Source organism: Methylobacterium sp. 275MFSha3.1 (genome assembly GCF_900108435.1).
Taxonomy (GTDB): Bacteria; Pseudomonadota; Alphaproteobacteria; order Rhizobiales; family Beijerinckiaceae; genus Methylobacterium.
Genome location: NZ_FNWP01000008.1, coordinates 230650 through 244889, shown reverse-complemented (window position 1 = coordinate 244889; position 14240 = coordinate 230650). Strand labels below are relative to the sequence as shown.

The 14240-nt window shown below is 72.9% G+C and carries 11 protein-coding genes; 10 read left to right on the top strand and 1 reads right to left on the bottom strand.

Features of this window, described 5'->3' with window-relative positions:
- Positions 1–131 precede the first annotated feature (131 nt).
- The 9 genes from rimP (at position 132) to BLW78_RS11850 (ending at position 12749) form a co-directional block, all read left to right on the top strand.
- Complete coding sequence (rimP, locus tag BLW78_RS11890; RefSeq protein WP_091679719.1) at positions 132–893, top strand: ribosome maturation factor RimP; 762 nt, start codon at positions 132–134, stop codon at positions 891–893.
- Positions 894–957: 64 nt separating this feature from the next.
- Positions 958–2583, top strand: coding sequence for a transcription termination factor NusA (nusA, locus tag BLW78_RS11885; RefSeq protein WP_091679718.1), 1626 nt, complete (start codon positions 958–960; stop codon positions 2581–2583).
- A 25-nt stretch (positions 2584–2608) separates the two neighbouring features.
- Positions 2609–3331, top strand: a complete 723-nt coding sequence (locus tag BLW78_RS11880; protein ID WP_020092717.1) for an RNA-binding protein — start codon at positions 2609–2611, stop codon at positions 3329–3331.
- Positions 3332–3407: 76 nt separating this feature from the next.
- Entirely contained in the window at positions 3408–6332 is a 2925-nt protein-coding gene (infB, locus tag BLW78_RS11875) for a translation initiation factor IF-2 (RefSeq protein WP_091679715.1), read from the top strand.
- Between the two features lie 104 nt (positions 6333–6436).
- Entirely contained in the window at positions 6437–6865 is a 429-nt protein-coding gene (rbfA, locus tag BLW78_RS11870; RefSeq protein WP_020092715.1) for a 30S ribosome-binding factor RbfA, read from the top strand.
- Positions 6866–6931: 66 nt separating this feature from the next.
- The gene (gene truB, locus BLW78_RS11865) at positions 6932–7948 is read left to right on the top strand and encodes a tRNA pseudouridine(55) synthase TruB (protein WP_056525771.1); all 1017 of its coding nucleotides are present in this window, start codon (positions 6932–6934) and stop codon (positions 7946–7948) included.
- Between the two features lie 128 nt (positions 7949–8076).
- Positions 8077–9462: a dihydrolipoyl dehydrogenase gene (locus BLW78_RS11860; protein ID WP_091679790.1), complete on the top strand. Its 1386-nt coding sequence runs from the start codon at positions 8077–8079 to the stop codon at positions 9460–9462.
- Positions 9463–9546: 84 nt separating this feature from the next.
- Complete coding sequence (locus BLW78_RS11855) at positions 9547–12159, top strand: histidine kinase dimerization/phosphoacceptor domain -containing protein (protein ID WP_091679711.1); 2613 nt, start codon at positions 9547–9549, stop codon at positions 12157–12159.
- Positions 12156–12749: a biliverdin-producing heme oxygenase gene (locus BLW78_RS11850; protein ID WP_091679708.1), complete on the top strand. Its 594-nt coding sequence runs from the start codon at positions 12156–12158 to the stop codon at positions 12747–12749. Before BLW78_RS11855 ends, BLW78_RS11850 begins: the two co-directional genes overlap by 4 nt.
- A 5-nt stretch (positions 12750–12754) precedes the next feature.
- Here BLW78_RS11850 and BLW78_RS11845 read toward each other — a convergent pair whose 3' ends face one another.
- Entirely contained in the window at positions 12755–13648 is an 894-nt protein-coding gene (locus BLW78_RS11845) for a LysR family transcriptional regulator (protein WP_091679706.1), read from the bottom strand.
- 100 nt (positions 13649–13748) lie between these two features.
- On the opposite strand from BLW78_RS11845, the gene BLW78_RS11840 reads away from it, so the two are divergent.
- Positions 13749–14195, top strand: a complete 447-nt coding sequence (locus BLW78_RS11840) for a DMT family transporter (protein ID WP_091679703.1) — start codon at positions 13749–13751, stop codon at positions 14193–14195.
- The last annotated feature ends 45 nt before the right edge of the window (positions 14196–14240 follow it).

Below are 14240 nucleotides of genomic sequence, written 5' to 3'. Positions count from 1 at the left end.
GAGAGGCTGCGGTTCGGGAGTGGGCCCCACCGGGTCCGCTCTTTTTTTTCGCCGCACACCCTCTCGCCGCACGAGGCCCCACGCCGCGGGCGGCCAGGCAGAACGCCGCGAAGGTTGCGCGCTGAACACCCATGTCGTCCGAGATTGAAGCGGATCTGTCCGAGAAGCGCCTCGTCCGCGAGGCCGGCGTCGCCGCGCGCGTCGCGCAGGCGATCGAGGGGCCGCTCGCGGGCCTCGGCTTCCGGCTGGTCCGGGTGCGGATGTCCAACGTCAACGGCTGCACCGTGCAGATCATGGCGGAGCGGCCGGACGGCACCTTCACGATCGACGATTGCGAGGCGGTGAGCCGCGCGATCTCTCCGATCCTCGACGTCGACGATCCGGTGGGCGGTGCCTACAACCTCGAAGTATCCTCGCCGGGGATCGACCGGCCGCTGGTGCGGGTCTCGGACTTCGCCCGCTGGGCCGGCTACGAGGCCAAGGTCGAGCTGAGCCCGCCGCTGGACGGGCGCAAGCGCTTCCGCGGCATCCTCGGCGCGCCGGACCCGACGGGCGCGACCGTCCCGATCGACCTGCCCGACGTGAAGGAAGGGCTGCCGAGCCGCATCGACCTGCCGCTCAAGGACCTCGCCGAGGCCCATCTCGTCCTCACCGACGAGCTGATCCGCGAGTCGCTGCGCCGCGGCGGGCCGCCCGCCACGGACGAGGCCGACGAGGCCGAGGACGAGGAGGACGCCGCGGAGAGCGCGCCGCCGGCGCGCGCGCCGTTCCAGCCGAAGGGCCCCCGCAAGGCCAGCCCCGCGGCCAAGCCCCAGAAACAGGCCCGGACCGGCCCGAAAAAGCCGGTCGTGACCAAGGCGTCCCGGCTCAAGGACCGCGACTCCCTGCACTGAGACCCCCGCGCCGGCCGCCCGGCGGCCGGCCCGAAGATTTGACGGAAGAGAAGGACCGACACCGATGGCCGTCGTCAGCGCCAACAGGCTCGAACTCCTCCAGATCGCCGACGCGGTCGCCCGCGAGAAGGTGATCGACCGCTCCATCGTGATCGACGCGATGGAGGAGGCGATCGCCAAGGCCGCCCGCTCGCGCTACGGCGCCGAGACCGACGTTCACGCCGAGATCGACCCGAAGACCGGGGCGCTGCGCCTCTCGCGCCACCTCCTGGTCGTCGATCAGGTGGAGAACGACGCCCGCGAGATCACCCTCGACCAGGCCCGCCGCTACAACCCGGGCGCGCTGGTCGGCGACGTCATCTCCGACACCCTGCCGCCCTTCGATTTCGGCCGCGTGGCCGCGCAGTCGGCCAAGCAGGTCATCGTCCAGAAGGTGCGCGACGCCGAGCGCGCCCGCCAGTTCGACGAGTACAAGGACCGCATCGGCGAGATCCTCAACGGCATCGTGAAGCGGGTCGAGTACGGCAACGTCATCGTCGATCTCGGCCGCGGCGAGGGCATCGTGCGCCGGGACGAGATGATCCCGCGCGAGACCTTCCGGCCGGGCGACCGCATCCGCTCCTACCTGTTCGACGTGCGCTCGGAAGTGCGCGGCCCGCAGATCTTCCTGTCGCGCTCGCACCCGCAGTTCATGGCCAAGCTGTTCGGCCAGGAAGTGCCGGAGATCTACGACGGCATCGTCGAGGTGAAGGCGGTGGCCCGCGATCCGGGCTCGCGCGCCAAGATCGCGGTGATCTCGCGCGACGGCAGCATCGATCCCGTGGGCGCCTGCGTGGGTATGCGGGGATCTCGCGTGCAGGCCGTCGTCGGCGAGCTGCAGGGTGAGAAGATCGACATCATCCCGTGGTCCGAGGACGAGGCGACCTTCATCGTCAACGCCCTCCAGCCCGCCGAGGTGGTGAAGGTGGTGCTCGACGAGGAGGCCGACCGCATCGAGGTGGTGGTGCCGGACGACCAGCTGTCGCTGGCGATCGGCCGCCGCGGCCAGAACGTGCGCCTCGCCTCGCAGCTCACCGGCTGGGACATCGACATCCTGACCGAGGCCGAGGAATCGGAGCGGCGCCAGAAGGAGTTCGCCGAGCGGACCCAGGTGTTCATGGAGGCGCTCGACGTCGACGAGACCGTCGGCCAGCTGCTCGCCGCGGAAGGCTTCCGCAACGTCGAGGAGATCGCCTACGTCGACATCCAGGAGCTCTCCGGCATCCAGGGTCTCGACGAGGAGACCGGCACGGAGATCCAGGCCCGCGCCCAGGACCACCTCGCCCGGATCGAGCAGGCGCACGACGCCCGCCGCACCGAGCTCGGCGTCGCCGACGAGCTGCGCGAGATCGAGGGCATCACCACGCCCATGATGGTCGCCCTCGGCGAGAATGACGTGAAGACCGTCGAGGATCTGGCGGGCTGCGCCACCGACGACCTCGTCGGCTACACGGAGGGCCGCGGTCCCGAGGCCGTGCGCCACGCCGGCTACCTCGACGGGTTCGACCTGTCCCGCGCCGAGGCCGAGGCCCTGATCATGGCCGCCCGCCTGAAGGCCGGCTGGATCGAGGCCCTGCCGGAGCCGGAGGCCGAGGAGGGTGCCGAGGCGGCCGAGGGCGACGAGGCCGCCCCCGCGCAGGCCGAGGCCTGAGGCGGGCGCCGGCGGCGGAGGCGCGATGGTCGCGGTCGACACGACCCTGCCCGAGGACGGGCTGGATGCCGGGGGGCTCGATGCCGGCCCCGGCCGCCGCTCGCCCGAGCGGACCTGCATCGTCACGCGCGTCGTCCAGGCGCCGGACGCGATGATCCGGTTCGTGCGCGGGCCGGACGGTAGCGTCGTGCCCGACCTGCGCGCCAAGCTTCCGGGCCGCGGCGCCTGGATCAGCGCCCGGCGCGAGGCTGTCGCGACCGCGGTGCGGAAGAACCTGTTCTCGCGGGCGTTCAAGGGGCCGACCCCGGCCGCCCCCGACCTGCCGGACCGGATCGCCGCCGGGCTGCGGGACGACCTGCGGCAGGCCATCGCCATGGCCAACAAGGCGGGCTGCGTGGTCGCGGGCTTCTCGAAGGTCGAGGCCGCGATCGGCGGGCAGCCGGGCGCCATTGCGGTGATTCATGCCGCCGAGGCGAGCCCGGACGGCCGGCGGAAGATCGCGTCGGCCTTGCACAGGCGCCACGGCGGGGCCATGTCAAGGATCCCGATCATCGATGACCTGTCCGAGGACGAATTGGACATGGCCTTAGGTCGGGATCATGTGATACACGCTGCGCTCGTCGCAGGAGCCGGAGCCGCCGGCTGCCTGTCGCGTTGGCGTCGGCTACGCTCCTTCGAGGGCGCCGCCGCGGCGACCGGGGAGCCCGATCCAGCCCGAATCGGCGGGATCGACGAAGCCTCACGTTGACGACGCAGGACTATTTTGACCGGCGCCACCGGGTGTCGGTTCACGGGACGATGGAAACCCTCAGGGTTCAGGCTGAATGAGCGATACGAACAACCCGGGCGACAAGACTCTGAACCGGACTTCCCCGAAGCCGCTCGGCCTCAAGCGGCCGATCGAGGCGGGCACCGTGCGTCAGAGCTTCTCCCATGGCCGCTCCAAGCAGGTCGTGGTCGAGACGGTGAAGCGCCGCGTCATCGGTGCGGCGCCGGCCGCCCCTGCCCGTGAACCCGCGCCGGCCCCACGCCCGGCGGCCCCCGCGCCGACGGCGCCGGCCCCGCGTCCGGCGCAGCGCGCCGCTTCGGGGGTCGTCCTGCGCACCCTGAGCGAGCAGGAGAGTGCGGCCCGCGCCGCCGCCCTCGCCGACGCGCAGCGCCGCGAGGCCGAGGCCCGCCGCAAGGTGGAGGCCGAGGCCGAGGCGCGCCGTCGCGAGGCCGAGGAGCAGGCCCGCCGCGAGCGCGAGGCCGCCGAGGCCCGCCGTCGCGAGGACGAGGAGCGGAAGGCCGCGGCTGCGGCCGCCGCTGCGGCGGCGGCTGACGCTGCCAAGGCCGCCGAGGCTCAGGCCGCCGCCCCCGCACCCGCACCCGCGGCCGACGCCCCCGCCGCGACACCGGCCCGTCCGGCCGAGGCGCCGGCCCAGCCGGCCGCTGCCCGTCCCGCCGCCGCGGCGCCGGCGCGCCCCGCGGCAGCGCCGGCCCGTCAGCCCGAGGCGGCCCGTCCGGCCGCCGCGCGCCCGGCGGCCTCCGCGGCGGCTCCGGCCGCTCCGCGCCCGCCGCTGACGCCGCGCCCCTCCACGGGCGAGCCGCGCAAGACCATCACGGCCGACTCGCGCAAGCCGCGCGACCTCAACTTCATGGCCCGTCCGGCTCCGGCGCCCGAGCCCGAGAAGAGCGCGACGCCGGCGACCGCCGCGCGTCCCGCCGGCGCGGGGGCCGCGGCGCGCCCCGCCGGTCGCGGTGCCCAGACCAACGAGGACGAGTCCGAGACCAAGCGGGTAATCCGCCGTCCCGGCATGCCGCTCAAGATCATCGCGCCGCCGAAGACCCCGAAATCCCCGGGCGGCGACCGCAACCGCGGCCGCCTGACCATCGCCAACGCGACCTCGGGCGAGGACGAGCGCACGCGCTCGGTCGCCTCGTTCCGCCGCCGCCAGCAGCGCATGAGCGGCCGCGGCCACGTGGAGCAGAAGGAGAAGCTGTCCCGCGAGGTGACGATCCCCGAGACGATCACCATCCAGGAACTCGCCAACCGCATGTCGGAGCGGGCCGTGGACGTGATCCGTCTGCTGATGAAGCAGGGCCAGATCCACAAGATCACCGACGTGATCGACTCGGACACCGCCCAGCTCATCGCCGAGGAACTCGGCCACACGGTGCGCCGCGTCGCCGAGTCCGACGTCGAGGAGGGCCTCTCCTCCGACGAGCCGGATCTGGAGGAGGATCTCGATCCCCGTCCGCCGGTGGTCACCATCATGGGCCACGTCGACCACGGCAAGACGTCGCTGCTCGACGCGATCCGCAAGGAGAACGTGGTCGAGGGCGAGGCCGGCGGCATCACCCAGCACATCGGCGCCTATCAGGTCGCGTCGCCCTCCGGCGACATGATCACCTTCATCGACACCCCGGGCCACGCGGCGTTCACGTCGATGCGCGCCCGCGGCGCCAAGGTCACCGATATCGTGGTGATCGTGGTGGCGGCCGATGACGGCGTCATGCCCCAGACCATCGAGGCCATCCAGCACGCCAAGGCGGCCGGTGTCCCGATGATCATCGCGGTCAACAAGATCGACAAGCCGGACGCCAAGCCGGAGCGGGTCCGCACGGAGCTGCTGCAGCACGACATCCAGGTCGAGTCGATGGGCGGTGAGACCCTCGAGTTCGAGGTCTCGGCCAAGACCGGCGCCGGCCTGCCGCAGCTCCTGGAGGGCATCCAGATCCAGGCCGAGATCATGAACCTGCGCGCGAACGAGAAGCGCGACGGCGAGGGCACGGTCATCGAGGCCCAGCTCGACCGCGGCCGCGGCCCCGTGGCCACGGTCCTGGTCCAGCGCGGCACCCTGTTCACCGGCGACATCGTCGTCGCGGGCGCCGAGTGGGGCCGCGTGCGCGCCCTGATCGACGATCTCGGCGAGAACGTGCAGTACGCCGGGCCGTCGGTGCCGGTGGAGGTGCTGGGCTTCAACGGCACGCCGGATGCCGGCGACCGCGTGATCGTGGTGCCGAACGAGGCCCGCGCCCGCGAGGTCACCGAGTACCGCGCCCGTCAGAAGCGGGAGCGCCAGAACGCGCGGACCGGCGGTGCCAACCGCTCGCTGGTCGACATGATGCGCGACCTCAAGGAAGGCGCCGGCCGCAAGGAGCTGCCGGTCGTCATCAAGGGTGACGTGCAGGGCTCGGTCGAGGCGATCTCGGGCGCCCTGGAGAAGCTCGGCAACGACGAGGTCGCGGCCCGCATCCTCCTGGCCGGCGTCGGCGGCATCACCGAGTCGGACATCACCCTGGCGCAGGCGTCGAAGGCCGTCGTCATCGGCTTCAACGTGCGCGCCCACAAGGAGGCCCGCGAGGCCGCCGAGCGGGCGGGCATCGAGATCCGCTACTACAACATCATCTACGACCTCGTGGACGACATCAAAGCCACGCTGTCGGGGATGCTGCCGCCGACGCTCCGCGAGGAGCGCCTGGGCGAGGCGACGATCCAGGAGGTCTTCGAGGTCTCCAAGGTCGGCAAGGTCGCGGGTTGCCGCGTCACCGACGGCATCGTGGAGCGCGGCGCGCATGTCCGCCTCATCCGCGACAGCGTCGTGATCCACGAGGGCAAGCTCAAGACGCTCAAGCGCTTCAAGGACGACGCGAAGGAAGTCACCTCCGGTCAGGAGTGCGGCATGGCCTTCGAGAACTTCGAGAACATGCGCGCGGGCGACGTGATCGAGTGCTACCGGGTCGAGGAGATCCGCCGCACCCTCTGACGCTCCGGACTCATCCGGACAGGGCGGCCGCGGCACCTGCCGCGGCCGTCTTTTCTTTTTTCAGGACGTGCGCCGTCCGCTCCGGCGGGCCGGCCCGAGACAGAATGGCCCAGAAACCGACCTCCACCGGCCCCTCGCAGCGCCAGCAGCGCGTGGCCGAACTCGTGCGCCACGCGCTGGCCGAGGTGCTCCAGCGCGGCGATATCCAGGATCCGGTGCTCGGCACGCATGTCGTGACCGTGCCGGAGGTGCGGATGTCGCCGGACCTGAAGCTCGCCACGGCCTACGTGATGCCGCTCGGCGGCCTCGACGAGGCGCCGGTGATCGCCGCCCTGGAGCGCCACCGGAAGGTGCTGCGCCAGGAGGTGGCCCGGCGGGTGAACCTGAAATTCGCGCCGGAACTGCGGTTCCGGCGGGACGAGACCTTCGACGAGGCCGCGCGCATCGACCGGCTGCTGCGGGACGAGCGGGTCCAGCGGGACCTCGAGTCCGGGCCCGAGGACGACGAACCGGAGACCGGGACGGGGCATTGAGTCCCGATACCAAGCAGAAAGGGACGGGGCATCGACCCCGGGGGACACGCGGACATGACGGTTTCCATGGAAGATTTTCCGCCGGCCGAGCGCCAGGCTCCCCCGCCGAGCGCTGAGCGCCGCGGGCCGGAGGGGCGCCGACCGCAGCGCGGGCCGCGTCCGGACCGGCCGAAGCGCCGGGACGTCTCGGGCTGGGTGATCCTCGACAAGCATGTCGGCATGACCTCGACCCACGCGGTCGCGGTGGTGAAGCGCGCCTTCAACGCCAAGAAGGCCGGCCACGCCGGCACCCTCGACCCGCTGGCCTCCGGCATCCTGCCGATCGCCCTCGGCGAGGCGACCAAGACCGTCCCGTTCGTGATGGACGGCCGCAAGGCCTACCGGTTCACCGTCCAGTGGGGCATCGAGACCGACACCGACGATGCCGAGGGGCGTCCCGTCGCGACGAGCGACGCCCGCCCGGACCGGGCGGCGGTCGAGGCGGCGCTGCCGGCCTTCGTGGGCGCGATCGAGCAGGTGCCGCCGCGCTACTCGGCCATCAAGATTCAGGGCGAGCGCGCCTACGACCTCGCCCGCGAGGGCGAGACCGTGGAGCTGGTCGCCCGGCCGGTGCAGATCGACCGGCTCGCAATCGTCGAGCACGACGGCGAGCGGACCGTGATCGAGGCCGAGTGCGGCAAGGGCACCTACGTGCGGGCCCTGGCCCGCGATCTCGGCCGGATGCTCGGCTGCTACGGCCACGTGGCCGCCCTGCGCCGGACCCGCGTCGGCCCCTTCTCGGAAGCCGAGGCCTGCCCGGTCTCGGCCCTGACCGACGGCAGCCCCGAGGCGGCCCTCGCCTACCTGCGACCGGTGGAGACGGCCCTCGACGCCATCCCGGAGGTCGCGGTGTCGCGCGATCTGGGCCTGCGCCTGATGCGGGGGCAGTCGGTCATCCTGCGGGGCCGCGACGCCCCGGTGGAGGGCAAGGCCTTCGCGACCTGCGCCGGGATCCTGGTCGCCGTGGGCGACGTGGAGCGCGGCGAGCTGGTCCCGCACCGGGTGTTCCACCTCGGCGGCACGGCCCCTGGCCGCAGCGCCTGACACGCCGGCTCCGCGCCGCCGGAGCGCGCGGAGCCCCGGCCGGTCCAGGCCGGGCTGAGACGAGAGCGCGCAGGCGGAACGAACCTGAGCCGTGACGCTTTGGCCCCGGCGGACGGTCCGGAATGCTGATGCGTGAACTCGACTACGACGTGGCGGTGATCGGTGCCGGGACCGCCGGAATCGCGGCCCATCGCGCCGCGACGGCGGCGGGGGCGCGGTCGGTCCTGATCGAGCGCGGGCCCGGCGGCACGACCTGCGCGCGGGTCGGCTGCATGCCCTCGAAACTCCTGATTGCCGCGGGCACCGCCGCCCACGCGGCCCGCACCGCCGACCTGTTCGGCATCCGGGTTCCGGACGTCGCGGTGGACGGGCCCGCCGTGCTGCGGCGCCTCCGCGCGGAGCGCGACCGGTTCGTCGGCAGCGTCCTCGAAGGTCTCGACGATCTCCCCGAAGACGAGCGCCTCGGCGGCACGGCGCGGTTCGAGAGCGACCGCACCCTGCTGATCGACGACGCGATCCGGATCCGCTTCCGGGCCGCGGTCATCGCCACGGGCTCGAGCCCGATCGTCCCGGAGCCCCTGCGGGGCCTCGGCGCGGACGTCCTCACCACCGACACGCTCTTCGAGATCCCCGATCTCCCGGCCTCGCTGGCCGTTCTCGGGGCCGGTGCCGTCGGGATCGAGATCGCCCAGGCCATGGCCCGGCTCGGCGTCGCCGTCACGGTCATCGACGCGGGCGACACCGTCGCCGGCCTGACCGAGCCCGATCTCGCCCGGCAGGCCGCCGCGATCTTCGGTTCGGAGATGGATCTTCACCTCGGTGCCGAGGTTCGGGACGCCGTTGCTGACAGCGACGGCGTGCGTCTCGGCTGGGTCGACCGCCACGGTCGCGACCAGGTCACGCGGGCGGCGCGGGTGCTGGCCGCCACCGGCCGTTCTCCGAACCTGGAGCCCCTCGGGCTGGAGGCGACCGGCCTTCGAATCGGCGAGACGGGCGTGCCGGACTTCGACCGGCGCAGCCTCGTCTGCGCCGGGGCACCGATCCTGATCGCCGGCGACGTCGACGGCTGGCGACCGGTGCTGCACGAGGCGAGCCGCCAGGGCACGATCGCGGGCGCCAACGCGGCCGCCCTCGTGGCGGGTCGCCCAGTCGCGACGCCGGAGCCGTGGACGAGCCTCGCGATGGTCTTCACCCATCCCCAGGCGGCGGTGATCGGCGCGCCCTACGACCCGGAGGACGATCGACGGATCGTCGGCGCCCTGGATTTCTCCGACCAGGGGCGCGCCCGCGTGGAGGGACTGAACCGCGGCGGCATGCGGATCTGGGCCGATCGGTCCGGGCGACTGCTCGGGGGCGAGATGCTCGGGCCGGCCGTGGAACACCTCGCACACCTGCTCACGTACGCCGTCGCCGACAAGCAGACGGCCCAGGCCGTGCATGATCGCCCGGTGTACCATCCTACGGTTGAAGAAGGGCTTATCAGTATTATGTCTAAGATCATACAGAGGAGCTGAGGCGTTGATCTTGCTGACATCACTAGCATTGCGCTCGGCCATTTCGGTCGCCATACCGGTCTGAATGAGCCGGTTTCGCTCCTGATGCCGCCCAGCCAGGCCCCCGATACGGACGTCGATCTCGACGTCATCGCGCCGGACGCGCTCGACCGCCTAGACCAGGGCGTGATCGGGCTCGATGCGGCCGGCACCGTCGTGGCCTTCAGCGAGGGCGCGAGCGCGATCTCCGGGCTGTCGCGCGAGGCCGTCCTCGGGCGCGACTATTTCCGCGACGTGATGCCGGGCACCAACGTGCCGAGCTTCCGCGGCCGGTTCCTCGCGGGTGCGCGCCGCGGCGCCCTGGACGAGACCTTCGACTACGTCTTCGGCCGGCTACCGCAGCCGCTCCGGGCTCGGATCCACATGCGACACGGCCAGATCGGCGGCACGCGCCCGGTGACGTGGCTGACCATCGATCCCGTCGAGAGCCTCGGCGCCGACCTGTCGCGCGAGGCCGTGATGGCGGCGATCGGCCGGCGGGTGCGCGCCGAGCCGGTGGATGCCAGCCTCTGCGAGCGCGAGCCGATCCACATCCCGGGCTCGATCCAGCCCAACGCCGTGATGCTCGCGGCCGATGCCGGAACCCTCCTGGTCGCGGCCTACTCGGCCAATGTCGGCGAGATCATCGACCCGATCGAGCCGCCGCTGGCGGGCCGGCCCCTGGCGGACGTGCTTCCGGCGGAGGTCGTCGCGGCGATCCGCGCGCGGCTGGCGAGCGGGACTCTCGAGGATGGCGCCTCCATGCGCCGGACCCTGACCTTCCCGGATCGCGGCGCCTATCACGCCGTCGTCCACGCCCATGCCGGCCGCGTCATCGTCGAGATGGAGCTGGAGCCGGATTCGGCCGACGATTTCGCCACGGCAAGTCAGGTCGATACCGAGCTGGCCGTCGGTCGCCTGCGCGAGGCCGCGACCCTGGCCGAGGCCGCCCGGATCGCGGCTCTCGAGATCCGGGCCCTGACCGGCTTCGAGGCCGTGCTGGTCTACCGCTTCGACCCGGACTGGAACGGCGAGGCCGTGGCCGAGGACAAGGTGCCGGGCTGGTCGCGCAGCCTGCTGGGCCTGCGTTTCCCCGCCTCCGACATTCCCGCCCAGGCCCGGGCCCTCTACACCAAGGCCAAGAGCCGCTTCGTCATCGACCGTGACAGCGTCCCGGTCGGGCTGGTCTCGGCCCCTGGCGCCGGCAACGGCCCGATCGACCTGACTTTCGCCCAGCACCGCACGCTCTCGCCGATCCACCTGGAGTACCAGCGCAACCTCGGCGTGAACGGGTCCATGTCGATCTCGATCATGGTCGAGGGACGGCTGTGGGGCCTGATGATCGGCCACCACCGCCGCCCGCACTACGTCACGCCGGAGACGCGCGCGGCCGCCACGGTGCTCACGGACGCCTTCGCCATGCGGGTGCAGGAGATCGAGTCGCGCCGCCTCTGGGCCGAGCGGCAGGCGCATCTCGACGTCGAGGGGCGCCTCGTGCGCGGCCTGACGCGATCCGACGATTTCGTGGCCGCCCTGACGGCCGGGACGACGACGCTGCTCGACCTGTTCAGCGCCACCGGCGCCGGCATCGTCTCGGGCGAGCGGGTCACGCTGATCGGCCGGACGCCGCCGGCCGAGACGGTGGCGGCGATCGCCAGCTGGCTGCGGGCGCGCGTGCCGGAGGGCGAGGTCGTCTACAGCAGCGACAGCTTCGGCGCCGACTTTCCGGAGGCCGGGCCGCATCGCGAGATCGCCAGCGGCCTGCTCGCGGCCTTCGTGGACGATTCGCGCGAGAACCTGCTGGTGTGGTTCCGGCCCGAGGTGCCCAGCACGGTCACGTGGGGTGGCGACCCGCGCAAGCCCGTGCTTGCCGGAAGCGGTCCCGTGGCGGTGCTGCCCCGCCGCTCGTTCGAGCGCTGGGTCGAGGAGCGCACCGGCTTCGCCGCGCCGTTCGCGGAATGGCAGGTCCAGCTCGCCGGCTCCCTGGCCGAGGCGGTCGAGGGCGTGGTGCTGCGCCAGCGGCGCAAGATCGACGAGCTCACCGGCCTGCTCGCCGAGAAGGAGCGTCTGCTCGAGCAGAAGGACCTGCTCACGCGGGAGATCGACCACCGGGTCAAGAACTCCCTGCAGATCGTCTCGGCCTTCCTGCAGATGCAGCGGCGCCAGATCGCCGACGGCGAGGCCCGGCAGGCCTTCGCCGACACCTCCGCGCGGGTGATGAGCGTCGCGCGGGTGCACGACAGCCTGTACCAGGCGGATCGGTTCGACGAGGTCGATCTCGGCCAGACCATCGAGAGCCTGTGCAACGACCTCGCGGGGCTGGCCGGCGACGGGCACGCGGTCGACCTGTCGGCGGAGCCCGGCCTGATGGTGCCCTACCGCAAGGCCGTGGCGCTCTCGCTGATCGCCACGGAACTCGTCACCAACGCCTTCAAATACGCGGCCAACCCGGCGGGCATCGGCCGCGTCGAGGTCAGAGTCTCGGCCTCCGGCCCCGGCGAGATCCAGCTGCGCGTCTGCGACGACGGGGCCGGCCTGCCCGACGACTGGGCGGACGCCAAGGCGCGGAGCAAGGGCTCCGGCCTGGGCATGAAGCTGATCCGGGCGATGCTCGACCAGATCAACGCCAAGCTCACCGTCGCCAACACTCCCGGCGCCTGCTTCACGATCACCGCGTGAGATCCCGCGACGGCCTGCACGCGCGGCTGCGCGCCGCGACCGATCCGGCCCACCGGGCTCTGGAGGCGTCCCTCGACTGGCAGGCGCGGGTGGCGACGCTCGGCGGCTACCGGGAGCTGCTGGGACGCCTCTACGGCTTCCACGCAGTCTGGGAATCGGCCATCGGGTCCGGGCTCGCCGACGAGCCGTTCCTGGCGCCGCGCCGCCGACTCGCGCTCCTCGCGGCCGACCTCGTCCATCTCGGCCTCCAGCCCGGCGCGGTCGCGGCGCTCCCGAGACCGGCCGCTCCGGTTCTCCGCGGGCCGGCCGCCGCCACGGGCGCGCTCTACGTGCTGGAGGGATCGACCCTCGGCGGGCAGCTGATCGGCCGCCACATCGCCGGCCTGCACGGCTTCTCCGACGCGGGGCTCGCCTATTACCGGGCGCACGGGCCCGCCGCGGGGGCGATGTGGGCCGCCTTCCGCACGCGCCTGGACGCGTTCGGCGACGACCCGGCCGCGGAGGCCGCGCTCACCGGCGCGGCCGTGTCGACCTTCGCGGCGATGCGCGCGTGGCTCTGCCCGGTCCCGGAGCTGCCGGCCGCCGCCTGAGCCGCTCAGGCGGCGCCGAGGGCGTCGCGCTCCGCCGCCAGATGGAGCATCAGCCGCTCGACGAGCCGCCCCGGTGGCCGGCCCGCCGGCCGGAGCAGCAGCGTCTCGATGGGAATCTCGGGCCGGAACGGCCGCAGCACGATGGGCAGCCCGCCGAGCGCCCGTGCCGGGACCGGATCGACGATGGCGGCGCCGAGTCCCTCGGCGACGAGGCCGCAGCGGGCCGCCGTGTACTCGGCCATCAGGGCGAAGCGCGGCGTCGCGCCGGCGCTCGCGAAGGCCGCCTCGGTGGCCGCCTGCACGGGGCTCGACCCGGCCGCGATCAGCGGCACCCCGGCGAGATCCGCCGCCGTGACGACGCGCCGGCGGGCCAGGGCGTGCCCGCGGGGCAGCGCGCACACGGCCGCGACCCGCAGGAACGGCTCGGCGCTCACCCCGGCATGGCCGGAGCGCGGCCGGGCGAGGCCGAGGTCACACTGGCCTGAGGCGGTCCACGACCAGATCGTGTCGGGGCTGGGGACGTGGACCGAGATGCGCAGATCCGGGCATTCCGCGTCGAGGCGGCGAATGGCGCGCGGCAGCAATCCGGCGGCCAGGGAGGGCTGGCAGGCGACGCGCAATCCGCCGGTGCCGCGCTCGCGGATCCGGCGCGCGGCCTGCTGCAGGTGATCGAGGCCCGCGTAGGTCTGCGCGACCTCCTGGGCGAAGGCTTCGCCCTCCGGGGTCGGGAACGCGTTGCCGTGCCCGCGCACGAACAGCGCGAAGCCGAGGGCTGCCTCCAGCTGCGCGATGGCGCGGCTGATATGGGGCTGCCCGATGCCCAGGACCTCTGCGGCCCGCGTCATGCCGCCGTGGCGCATCACGGCGCGGAAGAGGTCGAGATGTGCGGGGTTCATCATGCCGAAACTGCATGGACGCGGGTCAGCGCGGCCTTTGACGGCATCGGCCGGGATGGTTGTCAATGCCGCCCGCCGTCCCGACCCCGAGGCCCGTCCCGCAATGCTCGCCTTCGCGCTCTCCGCCCTGCTCGCCGTGCTGGCGGGCGCCGGCCTCGTCCTGCAGCAGATCCTGAACGCGAATCTCCGCGCGGGCCTCGACTCGGCGTCCTGGGCCGGGGTCTCCAGCTACGCGGTCGGGCTCGCCTGCATGGCGCTCCTCGCCGCCGCCCTGCGCGACCCGGTGCCGACTGTCGGCGTGGCGGGGCGCATCCCGTGGTGGACCTGGAGCGGCGGCCTGTTCGGCGCGGTGTTCATCGGCCTCGCGATCCTGCTGGTCCCGAAGCTCGGCGCCGCGACCTTCTTCGCGCTCCTCGTCACGGGCCAGATGGTCGCCTCATTGCTGTTCGACCACGCCGGCCTGCTCGGCCTCGCGCAGCGGCCCGTCGACCTGCCACGCCTCCTGGGGATCGCGCTCCTGATCGGCGGCGTCGTGCTGATCCGCCGCTAGAGCCGTGCGCGATCGCGCTGCAATCGGGCACAGCTCCAAGCCTTT